Origin of the sequence: Pseudomonas sp. NyZ480, assembly GCF_029537255.1 — a bacterium.
In the GTDB taxonomy this organism is placed as follows: Bacteria; Pseudomonadota; Gammaproteobacteria; order Pseudomonadales; family Pseudomonadaceae; genus Aquipseudomonas; species Aquipseudomonas taiwanensis.
The window spans coordinates 5,084,530-5,100,736 of the sequence record NZ_CP120626.1; the positions used below are offsets into that span (position 1 = coordinate 5,084,530).

Here is a 16,207-nt window from a genome sequence, read left to right on the forward strand (position 1 = left end):
TGAGGCTCGGCACATCGGGCCTCAATACCGGTTAATTAGTTGCAAGCTGCAACTGGCAGTTCTGACAGTTGTGCACTTTCCGACGGGCGCCCTATTTTGATATGCCTCGTGACGTGACCGAATACCCACAGGAAGGTGCCAGATGCCAAGTGCGAATAAAAAACATCGATAAAAATTTAGTCATCATCGACCATACCCCCTATACATTAGATGAGTTTGCCGGGTTACCCTTGTTCTGCCTGACCGCCAATGACTGGTTCACTTATGTGACGGGCGGAGACTTTCAGACTTTCATTCTCAAGGAAGTACAAAAAAGCAGGAGACAGACTGGAGTACAAGGCTCAACCTAACTTCGACAAATGGCGGAGTAACCACCGAGGCACCCGCGCCTCTACTTGAACTTGCACAACGCAGTCCAACCCCAAACGGAAATAGCCTCACACTCACGGTCGATAATGAAGGCATCATAATCCAAGATAAAATAACTGTTTATGACGTGCTCACCACATTGGCCCAGTCAGCGGATCGAAGAATCGCCTTCAGCAGCAAAAAGTATCGAGTGAAACTCTATCAATATGCTTACTTTAGCGAGCAGGGTTTCGCCTTTGTAAACCTTAACCTCGAATCGCTCTGACACAACTGAATTACGCTTTCGCCCGAACAGCAGGCCTGTTCGTTGCGTCGTCGAGGCAGCATCGCTGGCAAGCAGGCTCCTACAGAGAGCGGACAGCACCTGTAGGAACCGCTTGCCGGCGATGAACGCAGCACCAATCTAAAGCTTGAACCCGCCCATTTGCCGCGCCAGGTCATCGGTCAACCCGCGCAAGGCCTGACACTCTTGCCTACAGCCCTGCACCTCGGCCGCCGTCTCCCTGGCCAAGTCGGAAATCCCCTGCACTGTCCGATTGATTTCCTCGGTCACCGCCGACTGTTCTTCGGTCGCCGTGGCCACTTGGCTGTTCATGTCGCTGATGTGCTCGACCTGATCGGTAATCGCGCCCAGCGATGTCCCGGTGCGCTGGCTGGACTCGACACCGCTACCGGTCGCCTGCTGCCCGGCCTGCATCGAACTCACGGCCATGCCGGCGCCATGCTTGAGGCGCTGGATCATGTGCTGGACTTCGTCGGTGGACACCTGCGTACGCCGCGCCAACGTGCGTACCTCGTCGGCGACCACCGCGAAACCACGGCCCATTTCCCCCGCCCGCGCCGCTTCGATGGCAGCGTTCAGCGCCAGCAGGTTGGTCTGCTCGGAAATGCTGCGGATAACGGCAAGAACTTCGTCGATAGAGGAGACTTCATCCGCCAACTGCGCAACTGCATCCGCCGCTTTGCCGATATCGCCGGACATGCCCTCGATGCCCTGTATCGACCGGCGCACCACCTCGCGCGCCTGCAAGGCTTCGTCACGAGCCGACTGCGATGCCTGGGCTGCATCACCGGCGTTGCGGGCGATGTCCTGCACGGTCAGGCCCATCTCGTGCACAGCCGTGGCGACCATCTCGGTCATTTCCTGCTGCCGCCCCGAGCGCTCGGCGGTGTTGTCCACTACCCGGGTCACTTGCCCGACCGCCAGGTGCAGGCGCTCGGTGGTGCGCAGCACCTCACCGATCAGTGCGCGCTGGCTGTCGACGAACTGGTTGAAGCCGCGCGCCAGGTCGCCAAGCTCATCTTCACGCGAGTCATCCAGGCGCTGGCTGAGGTCTCCCCCGCCACTGCCGATCTGCACCAATGCCGCAGTGACCTGGCGGATTGGCCGCACCAGCCCGCGCGCCATCAGTACCACCAACAGCAATGAAACCAGCGCCACGGCACCACCGATCAGGCTGGTGAGCCACACGGCCTGGCGCGCCTGGGCGTAGATCTCGGCTTCCGGCACTTCGGCCACCAGCGTCCAGTTCAAGTCGCGCAGGGGCAGGCCCAGGGCCAGGTAGTCTTCACCGTCACGGCTGAAGCGGGTGCTGTGCAGGTTGTCACCTGCAGCCATGACCGCCTTGGCGGCCCCGGCGCCGATCTGCTCCGTAAGCTGGCGTTTGCCGCTGAACGTGTTCTCTGGATGCACCTGGATCAGGCCATCGTTGCGCACCAGCATGACCCGTCCGTGCTCGCCGAAACTGAAGTCATGGATCAGCTTCGACAATTCGGTCATGCGCAGGCCCATGCCCGCCACACCCACCAGTTGGCCGTTCTTTTCCACGCGATAGTCGATGAACAGCGCCAGCTCCCCGGTGGAGCCGTCGATGTCGATATTGATCAGGCGCTCGGCGCCGCTGTCGATGTAGCCATAGAACCACGTGTCCTTGGGGTTGTCGCGGCTCAGGGTTCGGTCCAGGCCCTTCTCGTTGTAGTAGTGGCCAGTTTCGGTCGAGGCGAACAGGGTGGTGAAGGCTCGGTTGCGCTGCTTGGCAGCCTCCAAGTACTCGATGAAACGGGGCGCTTCGGCGGGGTTCTCACCGGCTGCGAGCCAGTCGCGCAGCAGGGTGTTGCCCGCGATGTCGGCCGCTGCGGTCAGCGGCTGCCCGAGCATACGCTCGATGTCGTTGCGGATGGCTTCGATGCTGGCCGGCAATGCCGTGTCGACCAAATACCGGTCGGTCAGGCGGTTGACCGCCACCGTATAGATCGCCACCACCACCAGGATGCTCGCCAGCAGGGCCGCGCCCATGCTCGCGATCAACTGCCACTGGATACTGCGCCGCCAGATACGCATGCCACCACTCTCCCACCAATTATTGTTTTGGGGGAAGTGTATACACTTACGTATCCAGTTAATCCAGCGATCTGACGCAAGCTGCTGCGCCTTGTGGGAGCGGGTTCGCCGGCGAATGCGATGTTGCGTTCACCGCCGCATTCGCGAGTAAACCCGCTCCTACAAAGGGTCGGTGCAGAAGTTATTGCTCGGCAATGGTCCGAACGATCGCGTCCACGGTGGCGTCGATCTGCGCCTGGGTACGCTCAAGGGTCTGCTGGTGTTCGCGTTGCAGTTCAACCTGCTTGGAACACAGATTCAGGGCCGCCAGCACCAGCAGTTTGTCACCGATCAGGGTCGGGTACTGTCGCTTGGTCTCGGCCAGGGCGGTGTTGAGCATCCGTACCGCCTGCGCCAGGGTCTCCTCCTGGCCTTCGGGCGCCTTGATCGAATAGTCGTTGCCAAGGATCGACACGACGTTGATCGGCTGCGCTTGCAGTCTCATGCGCCGACGACACCTGCGCTGGCGCGCTCAACCAATGCCTGGATACGGGCAGCGGTAGCACCGTGCTTTTCTTCCTGCTCCATCAGCGACAGCTGCAGGGTCTCGTTTTCCTCCTTGGCTTGGGCCAATTGCTGGCCGAGGGCGGTATTTTGCTCGGTGAGCTGAGCGTTTTTCTGCATCAGGTCGCTGACCAGTTGCTCGAGTTGATTCAGGGAGGCTTCCAACATAGGTCTATCTCGGGTTGTTGCAAAGGGCGCACACGATAAAGAAAAGCGCGAACCCTCGCCATTAAATATCGGATTCTCAAGGCTATTGCCTGCGCAGATTGACAGGGTAAGCAGCACCTTGTTCCGACCTGGGTCAACCGCCGGTCAGGAAAACCGTTAGCGACCTCACATAATTGTCCGGTCGCACTCAAGACCGATCAGTCACGTCCGATAGCTTGTCAGGTCATATTTTGTCGCACGGACCGCGCCTTCATTTCCCTGGACCCCTCTCCCATGTCCCTACGCAACATGAACATTGCCCCGCGCGCACTCCTCGGGTTCGCGCTGATCGGCCTGCTGATGCTCGGCCTCGGTGTTTTCTCGCTCATCCAGATGGGCAGCATCCGACAGGCGGGCGTCGCCATCGAGAACATCAGCGTGCCGAGCATCAAGACCCTCGATGAGCTGACATCGCTCAACCTGCGCCTGCGTACCCTCTCGTACCGCCTGTTGACCAACCGGGAGCCAGAAACTCAGCGCGATACCCTGGCCCTGCTGGACCAGCGCAATGCCCAGATCGACCAGGCCCGTCGTGCCTACGAGCCACTGATCAGCGCAGCCGATGAACAGGCCGCATTCGACCAGTACACGCAACTGCTCAATCAGTACCGTCAGCTCGAAGCCCGCATGCGCAGCCTGAGCCAGGCCAATCGCACCGACGAGCTGCGCGACCTGCTCAATCGCGATCTGTTGGCAAACTCCGAACAAATCAACAAGGTCATGGATACCCTGGTACGGATCAACACCGAGCAGACCCGCGCGACCAACGAAATCGCCGCCAGTCAGTACGACACCGCCTTCGCCCTGGTGGTCGGGCTGTTGATTGCCGCCACCGTACTGACCTTCCTCTGCGCGTTTCTACTGACCCGCAGCATCGTCAAACCTATCGAGGAAGCGCTCAAGTGCGCCGAACAGGTGGCCGATGGCGACCTGACCCACACCATCCGTGCCGAAGGCACCGACGAAGCTGCTCGCCTGCTGCGTGCCATGGCCCGCATGCAGGACAAACTGCGCGACACTTTGCAATTGATCGCCGGCTCCGCCACCCAGCTGGCGTCGGCTGCCGAAGAGTTGAACAGCGTTACCGACGAAAGCGCCCGTGGCCTGCAGCAGCAGAACAATGAAATCGAACAGGCCGCCACCGCCGTCACCGAGATGACCAGCGCAGTGGAAGAAGTGGCGCGCAATGCGGTCAGCACCTCGGAAGCCTCCAGCGAGGCCAGCCGTTCGGCAGGCGATGGCCGCGACCTGGTGATGGAGACGGTCGGTGCCATCGAACGCATGAGCGGCGATGTGCAGGCCACTGCCAAGCTGATCACCCACCTGGCCGAGCAATCACGCGACATCGGCAAGGTGCTGGATGTGATCCGGGGCCTGGCCGACCAGACCAACCTGTTGGCGCTCAATGCCGCCATCGAGGCCGCCCGCGCCGGTGAAGCTGGCCGTGGTTTCGCGGTGGTGGCCGATGAAGTGCGGGCGCTGGCCCATCGTACCCAGCAATCGACCAGCGAAATCGAGCGCATGATCGGTAGCATCCAGGGCGGTACCGACGAGGCCGTGGCGTCGATGCGCACCAGCACCGAACGCGCCGAGTCCACCCTCAACATCGCCCGTGGCGCCGGTATGGCGCTGGATATCATTGCCGGCGCAGTGGCGCAGATCAATGAGCGAAACCTGGTTATCGCCAGCGCGGCGGAAGAGCAGGCCCAGGTGGCGCGGGAAGTGGACCGCAACCTGGTCAACATCAATGACCTGTCGGTACAAAGCGCGACAGGAGCGCATCAGACCAGTGCGGCGAGTGCGGAGTTGTCGCGCCTTGCAGTGGATTTGAATGGACTGGTGGCGCGGTTCCGCACCTGAGAAAGCGGGGCCGCTCGCGGCCCATCGCAGCAAGCCGGCTCCTGCACAAAAGGGTGCAGGAGCCAGCCATTTCGGATCAGTATTCGATCCGTACATCCCCCTTCGGCACACTGCAGCACGACAGGATGTAGCCTTCGGCTTCGTCTTCCTCGGTAATACCGCCGTTGTGCTCCATCTCCACTTCGCCACCGAGCTTGAGTACCTTGCAGGTGCCACAGATGCCCATGCCGCAGGCTTTGGGAATCATCAGCCCGACCTTCGCCGCCGCCGCATGCACTGTCTCGCCCGGCGCGACGCGGATGCTCTTGTCGCTGCCGACGAACTCCACCAGGTTCAGGTCCGATGCGTCCAGTTCCGGCGCGTCGGCGGCCTGTTCGGCATGTTCGACCGCATCGGCCTTGGCCTCTGGCGGCGTGGCGCCGAACGACTCTTCGTGGTAGTTCTTCATGTCGAAGCCCACCGCTTCGAGCATGCGCTTGACCGCGCTCATGTATGGCGTCGGCCCGCAGCAGAACACCACGCGCTCCATGTAGTCAGGGGCGATCAGCTCCATCAGCCGCTGGTTCAGGTAACCACGGTAGCCCGCCCACGGCTCGCCCAAACCATGCTTCTCGCAAATGATGTGCAGGCTGAAGTTAGGGATGCGCGACGCCATCTGCTCCAGCTCGCGGTGGTAGATGATGTCTTTGGGCGAACGGGCGCTGTGGACGAACACCATGTCGACATTGCCGTTGGTGTCATAGAACCAGCGCGCCATCGACATCACCGGGGTAATGCCCACGCCACCCGACAGGTAAAGCACTTTCGGCGCGGGGAAGTCGATGGCGTTGAACAGCCCGACAGGGCCGTGCACCGGCACCTCAAGGCCTTCGTGCATAGTGTCGTGCAGGAAGTTGGACACCAGCCCCCCCGGCACGCGCTTGACGGTGATCGAGAAGCTGTACGGCACCGATGGCGAGCTGGAGATGGTGTACGAACGCATTACCTGCTTGCCGTCGATTTCAAGCTCCAGGGTGACGAACTGCCCTGGCTTGAAGAAGAACATGATCGGCTGGTCGGCCATGAAGCAGAAGGTGCGCACGTCCCAGGTCTCCTGGATGACCTTGACGCAGCGCACGATGTGGCGGCCGTTGGCCCAGGTCTGGGTGGTGACCGGATTGAGGAAGGTATCGGACATGTTCATCTCCAGCGGCCGACTATTGGCCTTTTATGGCTTGGATAATGCGCAAGCTGAAGGCGACGTACATTCCTGCCAGCGACATCGGCGTGCTTATCGCGACCAGCCGCGCACTACAAGGGTTGGCGCGTCGGAATTCGAATCGGCCATGTCGCCCATGGATACGGTTGCTGACGTCTTCGGACGCACACTCCACGGCAAAACAACATGCTGTTTCTTGACGAGCAGCCTTGCGGCACCACAACAACGATTAGCCACCTTTTGCCGGCCGCACACGGCCCCGAGGAATACACGATGGACGTCACCGCAACACTGAGCCTGGGCGATCCACTGGAACCTGCACGCAAGGCCACCGCCGAGATGCTGCAGACCCGCGAGCGCACCTTCTCGCTGCCCCAGCCGTTCTACAACGACGAGCGTCTGTTCCAGATCGACATGCAGGAGATCTTCCACAAGGAATGGTTGATCGCGGGGCTTGTCAGCGAGATCCCGACCAAGGGCAACTTCCTGACCCTGCAGATCGGCAAGAACCCGATCATCGTGATCCGCGGTGCCGAGGGCAAAGTGCATGCCTTCCACAACGTCTGCCGTCACCGCGGCTCGCGTCTGTGCACCAGCGAAAAAGGCAAGGTGGCCAAGCTGGTCTGCCCTTACCACCAGTGGACCTACGAGCTCGACGGCCGCCTGCTGTTCGCCGGCACCGAAATGGGCGCCGACTTCGACATGAACCAGTACGGCCTCAAGCCTGTGAATGTGAAGGTCGCCGGTGGCTACATCTTCATCAGCCTGGCGGAAAACCCACCCGCCATCGACGAGTTCCTGGCCACCCTGGACCACTACATGGAACCGTACGACATGGAAAACACCAAGGTGGCGGTGCAGACCACCTTGATGGAAAAAGCCAACTGGAAACTGGTGCTGGAAAACAACCGCGAGTGCTATCACTGCAACGGCTCCCACCCTGAGCTGCTGAAAACCCTGCTGGAATGGGACGACACCAACGACCCACGCGCCGACCAGGCCTTCAAGGACCACGTGGCCGCCTCCGCCGCTGCCTGGGAAGCCGAGAAGATCCCGTACCTGCACAAGAGCCATGGCCTGCGTAACCGCATCGTGCGCATGCCGCTGCTCAAGGGCACCGTGTCCATGACCATGGACGGCAAGCAGGCGTGCAAGAAGTTGATGGGCCGCATCAAGAACCCGGACCTGGGCTCGATGCGCATCCTGCACCTGCCGCACTCGTGGAACCACTGCATGGGCGACCACATGATCGTGTTCACCGTGTGGCCGATCAGTGCCCAGGAAACCATGGTCACCACCAAGTGGCTGGTGCATAAGGATGCCGTGGAAGGCGTGGACTACGACCCTGAGCAGATGCGCAAGGTATGGGACGCCACCAACGACCAGGACCGCCGTCTGGCGGAAGAGAACCAGCGCGGGATCAACTCCACCGCCTACCAGCCTGGGCCGTATTCGAAGACCTATGAGTTCGGCGTGGTGAACTTCATCGATTGGTACAGCCAGCGGTTGCTGAACAATCTGGGGGCCGAGCCTGCGCCGTATCTGAAGGAAGTTCAGGCACAGTGATCGATGCCGCGCCTCGCCCACACTGGGCGAGGCGCGGTCAACCCGGGCCCCGCCGGACGGTACGACACCGACCCGGTCAGCGGCTTCTAACCATCACGCTGTTCAACACATCCTCATCTGCACGAGAAACCTGCCTGGCCAGCGCGGCCCCTGGTAGTCGATAGGCCCAGTGCACCGTATCCAGTGCCGCCTTCCCTGTTCTGATCCCTGCCTGCAAGGCCGCCCTTCGCACGAAAGAAGGGAGAAGCACCTGGCCCATGGCCTCTATCGCTACGCTCCATCTATTTATTCCGTGCTGGTCAGCCAGCGCGGTCCAGGTTCTAAATGTCTGGTAACTGTGCAAATTGGTCCCCACTGCGACAAAACCACTGCTTGCGGCCCCGGCCCAGGCGAGCTGCCCTGCCAATGACGCTGCAGGGGATGAGGGGGTCTGGAGGACATTTCGGGTGACATTGGCGACAGCCCCCATGGGCGCTGCGGCGTAACCGATCAGACTGTCCGCAAGCTCGGGGAGCAAGGGCGCCTGGCTCACCGTCTCACCTTGTGCCCTTTGCACCCGCTGTTTAGTCACGACCAGCGCCCTACGATTGCCAGCGGCAAGCGCCGTCGACAGGCTGGAAAATGCCTGAGTGCCCACAGGGATCCACTCCAGAACGCGACCTGTCGGATCATATTTGTTCACCGGGTCGCCCGCGCAATAGGCGTAGCTGTTCACCCCCCCCTCACCGAAGGGGCTGCGTGAATCCGGCGAGTGGAGACGCATGATCGCTGGGTTGAATTGACGATACCCATTGCCCAAGTGGTAGCAAGCTGTCAGCTCATCTCTGGGCTCCCCACAGAATGCACTCATTGGCCCACCCTGGGCGGCAGTCGATCCATAGGCTGTATAGGCTCTTGCTTGGTTTTGCGCACCATTGAGGACCGAATGCTGCCGATCAGTCGCCAACAACTGCACAAAGCTCATGGTGACAGGCTCCAGAGAATGGTTGTGCCCAACCTAGTGGAGTTCGAAGCGGCTGAAAACTAGCAAAAATGATAGGTGTGAAGCCTCTTACTCACAGACTTACCCACAACCCAAGTACAAAGACAACGCGCGTCTACCTCTCGTCATACGACCGTGTGTTTGATCATTTTCTGATCAAACCTCTACAGGCACTGTAAACAAAGGCCTGGAAGCCTCTGCGAACACATTGTCCACAGAGCAACCAACAAAGAATGTGGGAAACAGCAGTTCAGCCGAAAAGGGATGTGGAAAAGTGTCTAGAACTCCCGAAATCAGTGGCTTGTGTGCGTAACAGGAGAATTTGGACAAAAAATGATCGTTTCCATGAAGCCCTTTGATTTCACCGCATCCAGGGATGGGCGAACATATTATCCACAGACCGGCTAACAGGGATTGTGGGCAATATCAGGTCAATGCCGCGAATCACGACTCAAGCACGCTCGCTGAAGGCTGATCATTTTTTGATCTAATCTCTGAAAGGCGCATGATCAAAGGCGCACAGCCATGCACCAACACTTTATCCACACCTTGGCGAACAGATTCCGTGGGCAAAATTGCGGTTCACCTGGTATTTCTGCCAGTTTCGCTCCTGGGAGGGGCGTGATGAAGTGGATGCCACTATTAAGGCATCACTGCGAGCGCACTTATGCACAATCGTCTGCTGGGTACCGTGAAGTGGTTCCACGAAGACCATGGGATGGGTGTTATCAGCAGCGATGAGGAAGAGGTGGATTACTTCGTGACTCAGCTTGCGATCATCGAGGGTGGCCAGGGCAGCCTGCAGGAGGGAGAGCGGGTATCGTTCGAGCCGGTGATAGAGGGAGTCGCTTGTTGGGCGTTCAATGTCATACGGGAACAGCCTTGAAGGCCCTATCGCCGAGAAGCCGGCGACAGGGCCGTTGGATTCAGCGCAAGACCCCCTCCTCCACCAGCAACTTGAGGATGGCCTCGGCCCCTTCCTGCGGCGAAACGTCCTTCAACACCTTGCCCCCACCACCGCTGGCCTTGGCCGTCGCCGCCTTCATCCGGTCGGCTCCGCTCTTGGCCTTGATCACCTTCAGCCGCTTTGGACGTGGCCGCGCCGGTTGCAGCTCGGCGTCCGCCAGCAGTTCATCCTCGAGGATATCCACATTGCGCGCCGCCAACACGCCCCGGCGCGCTGGCCCAAAGGCGCTCTGACGGGGCTTAGGTGCGGCGTTATCCACAGTCGCCAGCAGCGGCAGGCGTACCTTCAAACGGCGTCGCTGACCACGCGGCAGCGCTTGCAGTACCTGGGCAGTACCGTTCTCGATGGATTCGACTTCGGCCAGCCCTACCACCAGCGGCCAACCCAGCTTCTCAGCCAACAGAAACGGCAGCATGCCCGAACCTTCACCCGTCTCGGCCTGGCTTCCGGTCAATACCATTTGGGCCCCTGCGTCACGCAGGTAGTCGCTCAACACTCCCAGCACATCGGCGCCGGCAGGCTGTTCCAGCACATCCAGGTGATCCAGCCCCATGCCCAGGTAAGCACGCAGCGCTTCCTCACGAGGGTCACCTGCGTGCACCACCTGCAAGTTATCCCCAGCCAGTTGCAAACCCAGTTCCACGGCTCGGGCGTCCTGCTCGGCGCGACGGGCGCGGCCGGAGCTTGGGTGGGCACCGATGGAAACCAGGCTGATGACTTTCGTACTCATGCTCGTGCCCTTATGCCGCGTCGCGCTGGCCGCCGCTGCGGAAGTTGTCCACAGCCTCGATCAGTGCCTTGAGAATCGCCGAACTGTCGCCAATCACCGACAGGTCCGCCCGTTTGATCATGTCGCAGCCAGGGTCCATGTTGATCGCCACCACCTTGTCGCAGGCACCGATGCCCTGCAGGTGCTGGATCGCACCAGAGATACCCACCGCCACGTAGACCCGCGCGGTTACCCAGGTACCCGTGGCACCCACCTGACGGTTGCGCGGCATGAAGCCGTCGTCCACCGCCACCCGCGAGGCGCCTTCGGTGGCACCGAGCGCTGCGGTGGCCTTGTGGTACAGGTCCCAGTCCTTGACACCATTGCCACCCGAGACGATGAACTCGGCCTCGGCCATGGCGATGGTGGCCGGATCGACCGCGACCGAACCCAGGTCTTCAATACGCGACAGGCTGCGCGCAACGCTTGTGGACAACTCCACCGGCAAGGCTTCGTGACGGGTTTCGCTGACCGGCTCGGCGCACTCCGCGGCGGCCAGGATCAACCGAGGCACACTGCGTTGCAGGTCCTGCTGACCGGCACCGGCGCGGCCGATGCACTGGCCGTCCTTGACCTGCCAGACCCGCGTTGCCGGGCGCTCGCCCAACGTCGCGCCCAGACGCCGCCCCAGTTCGCCGCCCCCGGTGCGGCTGTCGGGCAGCAACCAATGGCGCGGGGTGAATTGGTTATCCACAGCGCGCAGGGCTTGTACCAGTTGTTCCGGCGCATAACCTTGGTACTGCTCGCCTTCGATGACCAGCAAGCGGTCGACGCCGGCTGTGGAAAAGTTGCTTTCCTTGTGCTCGCCAAACACGATCGCCAGCACCGCACCGTCGCTGCCGGCCAGGCTATGGGCCAGGCCAAGCAGGTCACGGTCGTGGCTGCTCAGGCGACCACCGACCATGTCTGGAACCACGGCGATGTAGAACGCAGGGGCCGGCACCTGGTGCAGCGGCAGCTGCACTTGCGCGGCGGCGGCGCGGCGCCCGCCCACACCAGTGCCCTGCTGGGCGCCACTGCGGTCGATGCGCTTGATGCCATGGGGGCCGATGAAGCCTGCGGCAATGGCATGGGGGTTCTTGCGGATGAGGCCGTTGGGCCCCATCCAGCTGGTCTGCTGCGTCTGCATCGCCGCGTGCAGCGGATGCAGACGGTTACGGGCGATCCACTCGGCGCGTGGGTCGCGGCGGATGATGTCGCTCATCAGTGCACCTCCGCAGGTTCACGTTTGGCCGCTTGCGACTTTGCGCTTGCAGGGGTTTCCTCTTCGATCAGCACATCGGCCACCAACTCGGCGAGGTCCTTGATCTGTGGACGCGGTTCGACCACGCCTTCGAGCATTGCCGTGCACTGCGGGCAACCAACCGCCACCAGCTCGGCTTCGGTCTGGCGGATATCGTCCATGCGCATGTCCGGAATACGTTGCTTGCCAGGGATGTCAGTGATCGGCGCACCACCACCACCGCCGCAGCAGCGGGAGCGGAAGCCCGAACGCTCCATCTCGCGCACTTCGATACCCAGCGCCTTGAGCACCGCGCGCGGGGCTTCGTACTCGCCGTTGTAGCGCCCCAGGTAGCATGGGTCGTGATAGGTGACGCTGCCGCCCTTGTGCTGGCCGAGGTTGAGCTTGTTCGCGGCGATCAGCTCGGCGATGTAGGTGCTGTGGTGCTGCACCTGGTACTCGCCGCCCAGCGCGCCATACTCGTTCTTCAGTACGTGGAAGCTGTGCGGGTCGCAAGTGACGATGCGCTGGAACTTGTACTTGGCCAGGGTCTGGATGTTGCGCTTGGCCAACTGCTGGAAGGTCGCTTCATCGCCCAGGCGCCGCGCCACATCACCGCTGTCGCGCTCTTCCAGGCCGAGCACGGCGAAGTCCACGCCAGAGGCCTTGAGCACTTTCACGAACGAGCGCAGGGTGCGCTGGTTGCGCATGTCGAAGGCACCGTCGCCGACCCAGAACAGCACCTCGGTGGCTTTCACGTCCGACAGCAGCTTCAGGTTGAGGTCGGCCGCCCAGTTCATGCGCCCGCCAGGGTTGAAACCGCCCGGGTTGTCGGTGGCGATCAGGTTGTCCAGCACCTCGGCGCCTTTGTTGGGGGTCGCACCTTTTTCCAGGGTCAGGTGGCGGCGCATGTCGACGATGGCATCGACGTGCTCGATCATCATCGGGCATTCCTCGACGCAGGCGCGGCAAGTGGTGCACGACCACAGCGTTTCAGCGTCGACCAGGCCGTTGACGATCGGCTGGTGCGGGTGGCCGCCGTGTTCGCCGATCGGCTTGCCCGGATACGGGCTGCCCGCGAACTGGGCGTCAGTACCACCGGCCAGGCCGATGACCATGTCCTGAATCAGTTTTTTCGGGTTCAGCGGCTGACCGGCGGCGAACGCCGGGCACATCGCTTCACATTTACCGCACTGCACGCAGGCATCGAAGCCAAGTAGCTGGTTCCAGGTGAAGTCCACCGGTTTTTCCACGCCCAGCGGTGCGTTGGGGTCTTCCAGGTCCAGCGGCTTGAGGCCGGTGGAGCGGCCACCGCCAAAGCGTTCGGCGCGCCGGTGCCAGGCCAGGTGCAAAGCCCCGGCGAAGGCGTGCTTCATCGGGCCTCCCCAGGTCATGCCGAAGAACAGCTCCGACACGCCCCACAGCACGCCCAGGCCCAGAACCGCGACCATGACCCAGCCGCCGGTATCGGCCGGCAGGATGCCAGCGACTGGCAAGGTGGCGATGAAGAAGCTCGCGGCGAACGCCAGCAAGCTCTTGGGCAGCCGCATCCACGGGCCCTTGGACAGGCGTGCGGGTGGGTTGCGACGGCGTTTGAAGACGAAGATGGCGCCGCTGAACATGATCACCGTGGCTACCAGCAAGGCATAGCCAAGAATCTTGCTCTGCAGGCCGAAGCCATGCACAAGGATCGCCAGAACGGCCGACAGCACGAAGCCGCCCGCGGTGGCGACGTGGGTCTTGGACATGTACTTGTCGCGCTCGACCACATGGTGCAGGTCCACCAGGTAGCGCCTTGGCATGGCCAGCAGGCCGCCGATCAAGTCGACCTTGGCGGCCCGACCACGCCGCCACATGCGCACGCGACGCAGGGCGCCGAGCACTGCCAGGCCAAGGGCAGCGAACAGCAGGATGGGTAGAAGGGTGTTCAACATGGGAGGCTCCCACAACAGCTGAATTCTTGCGCCGCCCTGAAGGTCGGCGCGGACCCCTGTAGGAGCGAGCGTGCTCGCGATAGCGACCGATCAGACAACCTGGTTGCCAGGGCTGCCGCCATCGCGAGCGAACTCGCTCCTACAGGGGGGCCAGTCCGCCTCTAGAGAGGCGGAGCGATCAGAAGTCCTTGCACAGGCGAAGGGCGTCATAGATCGCAGCATGCACGTTGCGCTGGGCCACGCAGTCACCGATGCGATACAGCAGGTAACCTTCGCCCGGCTGGCTGAGGATCGGCTGCGGCTTGATCGCGAACAGGGCCTCGATGTCAATCTGGCCTTTGTTGCGCGAACCCTCCTTGAGCGCGTAGTACAGCTGCTCGTCAGGACGCACGCCGTTCTCGATCACCACCTGGTCGACCACCCGTTCTTCCTTGGCGCCGGTGTACTCGTTCTCCAGCACCGCCACCACCTTGTCACCCTCGCGGTAGACCTTTTCCAGCATCATGTCGCCGGTCATGATCACTTCTTTCGGGTAGATGCTGCGGTAGTAGGTCGGGAAGGTGGTCCCCCCCATCGCGACACCCGGCTTGATATCGTCAGTGACGATTTCCACCTGGCTGCCCTTGTCGGCCAGGAAGTCCGCGGCAGACATACCAGTGAATTCGCAGATGGTGTCGTACACCAGCACGTTCTTGCCCGGCGCGACCTTGCCGTCGAGTACGTCCCAGCTGCTGACCACCAGCCCTTCGGCAGCGCCCCAGTGCTCGTTCTGTTCGACGAACGGATGGCCGCCCACCGCCAGGACGATGATGTCCGGACGCAGGTCCTGGATGGCATCCACGTCAGCGGCAGTGCCCAGGCGCAGGTCGACTTTCAGGCGGGCGAACTCCAGCTGGTACCAGCGGGTGATACCGGCGATCTGGTCGCGCTGCGGCGCCTTGGCGGCGATGGTGATCTGCCCGCCGATCTGGTCTTTCTTCTCGAACACGGTCACGTCGTGGCCACGCTCGGCGGCGACACGCGCAGCTTCCATACCGGCAGGGCCGGCACCGACCACCACCACCTTGCGCTTGGGCCCGGTGGACTTCTCGATGATGTGCGGCACGCCCATGTATTCACGGGAAGTCGCGGCGTTCTGGATGCACAGTACATCCAAGCCCTGGTACTGACGGTCGATACAGTAGTTGGCACCGACGCACTGCTTGATCTGGTCGACCTGGCCCATCTTGATCTTGGCGATCAGGTGCGGGTCGGCGATATGGGCGCGGGTCATGCCGACCATGTCCACGTAGCCGCCTTCCAGGATACGCGTGGCCTGGTTCGGGTCCTTGATGTTCTGCGCGTGCAGCACCGGGACCTTGACCACTTCCTTGATGCCCGCCGCCAGGTGCAGGAACGGCTCCGGCGGGTAGCTCATGTTCGGGATGACGTTGGCCAGGGTATTGTGGGTGTCGCAACCCGAGCCGACCACGCCGATGAAGTCGATCATGCCAGTGGCGTCGTAGTAGGCAGCGATCTGCTTCATGTCCTCGTGGCTCAGGCCATCAGGGTGGAACTCGTCGCCACAGATACGCATGCCCACGCAGAAGTCGTCGCCGACTTCCTTGCGCACGGCCTTGAGCACTTCCAGGCCGAACTTCATGCGGCCTTCGAAGGTACCGCCCCATTCGTCGGTACGTTTGTTGACCCGAGGGCTCCAGAACTGGTCGATCATGTGCTGGTGCACGGCCGACAGTTCGACGCCGTCCAGACCACCTTCCTTGGCACGACGCGCAGCTTGCGCGTAGTTGCCGATCACGCGCCAGATCTCTTCCACCTCGATGGTCTTGCAGGTAGCGCGGTGCACCGGTTCACGGATGCCCGACGGCGACATCAGGGTCGGCCAGTTGAAGCCGTCCCAACGCGAACGACGACCCATGTGGGTAATCTGGATCATGATCTTGGCGCCATGCTTGTGCATGGCGTCGGCCAAGTTCTGGAAGTGCGGGATGATCCGGTCGGTGGACAGGTTCACCGACGACCACCACTCCTGCGGGCTGTCGATGGCGACCACCGACGAGCCACCGCAGATGGCCAGGCCGATGCCGCCCTTGGCCTTCTCTTCGTAGTACTTCACGTAACGGTCGGTAGTCATGCCGCCGTCGGTGGCGTAGACCTCGGCATGCGCGGTGCTGAGCACGCGGTTGCGGATGGTCAGTTTGCCGATCTGGATCGGCTGGAACATTGCTTCGAATGCCATGACGCTCTCT

The 16,207-nt window shown here is 61.8% G+C and carries 12 protein-coding genes and 1 pseudogene; 3 read left to right on the plus strand and 10 right to left on the minus strand.

Annotation, left to right across the window (positions count from 1 at the left end; translation table 11 throughout):
- Positions 1 to 772: 772 nt before the first annotated feature.
- From P3R38_RS23370 to P3R38_RS23380, 3 genes are all read right to left on the minus strand, one after another.
- Positions 773 to 2,710 carry a methyl-accepting chemotaxis protein gene (locus P3R38_RS23370; RefSeq protein ID WP_277686656.1) on the minus strand — a complete coding sequence of 646 codons (1,938 nt, stop codon included), beginning with the start codon at positions 2,708 to 2,710 and terminating at the stop codon, positions 773 to 775.
- Positions 2,711 to 2,891: 181 nt separating this feature from the next.
- The gene (locus P3R38_RS23375) at positions 2,892 to 3,194 is read right to left on the minus strand and encodes a cell division protein ZapA (protein ID WP_023382769.1); all 303 of its coding nucleotides are present in this window, start codon (positions 3,192 to 3,194) and stop codon (positions 2,892 to 2,894) included.
- Positions 3,191 to 3,421, minus strand: coding sequence for a hypothetical protein (locus P3R38_RS23380; RefSeq protein WP_023382770.1), 231 nt, complete (start codon positions 3,419 to 3,421; stop codon positions 3,191 to 3,193). The genes P3R38_RS23375 and P3R38_RS23380 overlap by 4 nt, the downstream gene beginning before the upstream one ends.
- Positions 3,422 to 3,694: 273 nt before the next feature.
- Here P3R38_RS23380 and P3R38_RS23385 point away from each other — a divergent pair, with 273 nt between their 5' ends.
- Entirely contained in the window at positions 3,695 to 5,320 is a 1,626-nt protein-coding gene (locus P3R38_RS23385) for a methyl-accepting chemotaxis protein (RefSeq protein ID WP_277686657.1), read from the plus strand.
- Between the two features lie 76 nt (positions 5,321 to 5,396).
- Here P3R38_RS23385 and gbcB read toward each other — a convergent pair whose 3' ends face one another.
- Positions 5,397 to 6,497: a glycine-betaine demethylase subunit GbcB gene (gene gbcB / locus P3R38_RS23390; protein ID WP_023382772.1), complete on the minus strand. Its 1,101-nt coding sequence runs from the start codon at positions 6,495 to 6,497 to the stop codon at positions 5,397 to 5,399.
- Positions 6,498 to 6,791: 294 nt separating this feature from the next.
- Between gbcB and gbcA the strand changes: the two genes are divergently transcribed.
- On the plus strand, positions 6,792 to 8,084 hold the full coding sequence (gene gbcA, locus P3R38_RS23395) for a glycine-betaine demethylase subunit GbcA (RefSeq protein ID WP_023382773.1): 1,293 nt from the start codon (positions 6,792 to 6,794) through the stop codon (positions 8,082 to 8,084).
- A gap of 76 nt (positions 8,085 to 8,160) precedes the next feature.
- Here gbcA and P3R38_RS25145 read toward each other — a convergent pair whose 3' ends face one another.
- Positions 8,161 to 8,799, minus strand: coding sequence for a hypothetical protein (locus P3R38_RS25145; RefSeq protein ID WP_347176217.1), 639 nt, complete (start codon positions 8,797 to 8,799; stop codon positions 8,161 to 8,163).
- A gap of 3 nt (positions 8,800 to 8,802) precedes the next feature.
- Positions 8,803 to 9,048, minus strand: a pseudogene (locus P3R38_RS23400) (RHS repeat-associated core domain-containing protein); the annotation flags it as partial.
- Between the two features lie 685 nt (positions 9,049 to 9,733).
- Here P3R38_RS23400 and P3R38_RS23405 point away from each other — a divergent pair.
- Positions 9,734 to 9,952 (plus strand): cold shock domain-containing protein, encoded by a 219-nt coding sequence (locus P3R38_RS23405; RefSeq protein WP_023382775.1) that lies wholly within the window; start codon positions 9,734 to 9,736, stop codon positions 9,950 to 9,952.
- A gap of 40 nt (positions 9,953 to 9,992) precedes the next feature.
- Here P3R38_RS23405 and P3R38_RS23410 read toward each other — a convergent pair whose 3' ends face one another.
- The 4 genes from P3R38_RS23410 to dgcA form a co-directional block, all read right to left on the minus strand.
- The gene (locus P3R38_RS23410) at positions 9,993 to 10,763 is read right to left on the minus strand and encodes an electron transfer flavoprotein, alpha/beta-subunit-like protein (RefSeq protein WP_023382776.1); all 771 of its coding nucleotides are present in this window, start codon (positions 10,761 to 10,763) and stop codon (positions 9,993 to 9,995) included.
- A gap of 10 nt (positions 10,764 to 10,773) precedes the next feature.
- Complete coding sequence (locus P3R38_RS23415) at positions 10,774 to 12,006, minus strand: electron transfer flavoprotein subunit alpha/FixB family protein (RefSeq protein ID WP_023382777.1); 1,233 nt, start codon at positions 12,004 to 12,006, stop codon at positions 10,774 to 10,776.
- Positions 12,006 to 13,958 carry a dimethylglycine demethylation protein DgcB gene (dgcB, locus tag P3R38_RS23420; RefSeq protein WP_023382778.1) on the minus strand — a complete coding sequence of 651 codons (1,953 nt, stop codon included), beginning with the start codon at positions 13,956 to 13,958 and terminating at the stop codon, positions 12,006 to 12,008. The genes P3R38_RS23415 and dgcB overlap by 1 nt, the downstream gene beginning before the upstream one ends.
- Positions 13,959 to 14,136: 178 nt before the next feature.
- A complete protein-coding gene (gene dgcA / locus P3R38_RS23425; protein WP_023382779.1) occupies positions 14,137 to 16,197 on the minus strand; it encodes a dimethylglycine demethylation protein DgcA in 2,061 nt (686 codons plus the stop codon).
- Positions 16,198 to 16,207: the final 10 nt, after the last annotated feature.

Bases quoted from the DNA above. Each gene is read 5' to 3' on its own strand.
- P3R38_RS23370 (WP_277686656.1), bottom strand. From the start codon at position 2,710: ATGCGTATCTGGCGGCGCAGTATCCAGTGGCAGTTGATCGCGAGCATG.
- P3R38_RS23375 (WP_023382769.1), bottom strand. From the start codon at position 3,194: ATGAGACTGCAAGCGCAGCCGATCAACGTCGTGTCGATCCTTGGCAAC.
- P3R38_RS23380 (WP_023382770.1), bottom strand. From the start codon at position 3,421: ATGTTGGAAGCCTCCCTGAATCAACTCGAGCAACTGGTCAGCGACCTG.
- P3R38_RS23385 (WP_277686657.1), top strand. From the start codon at position 3,695: ATGTCCCTACGCAACATGAACATTGCCCCGCGCGCACTCCTCGGGTTC.
- gbcB (WP_023382772.1), bottom strand. From the start codon at position 6,497: ATGTCCGATACCTTCCTCAATCCGGTCACCACCCAGACCTGGGCCAAC.
- gbcA (WP_023382773.1), top strand. From the start codon at position 6,792: ATGGACGTCACCGCAACACTGAGCCTGGGCGATCCACTGGAACCTGCA.
- P3R38_RS23405 (WP_023382775.1), top strand. From the start codon at position 9,734: ATGCACAATCGTCTGCTGGGTACCGTGAAGTGGTTCCACGAAGACCAT.
- P3R38_RS23410 (WP_023382776.1), bottom strand. From the start codon at position 10,763: ATGAGTACGAAAGTCATCAGCCTGGTTTCCATCGGTGCCCACCCAAGC.
- P3R38_RS23415 (WP_023382777.1), bottom strand. From the start codon at position 12,006: ATGAGCGACATCATCCGCCGCGACCCACGCGCCGAGTGGATCGCCCGT.
- dgcB (WP_023382778.1), bottom strand. From the start codon at position 13,958: ATGTTGAACACCCTTCTACCCATCCTGCTGTTCGCTGCCCTTGGCCTG.
- dgcA (WP_023382779.1), bottom strand. From the start codon at position 16,197: ATGGCATTCGAAGCAATGTTCCAGCCGATCCAGATCGGCAAACTGACC.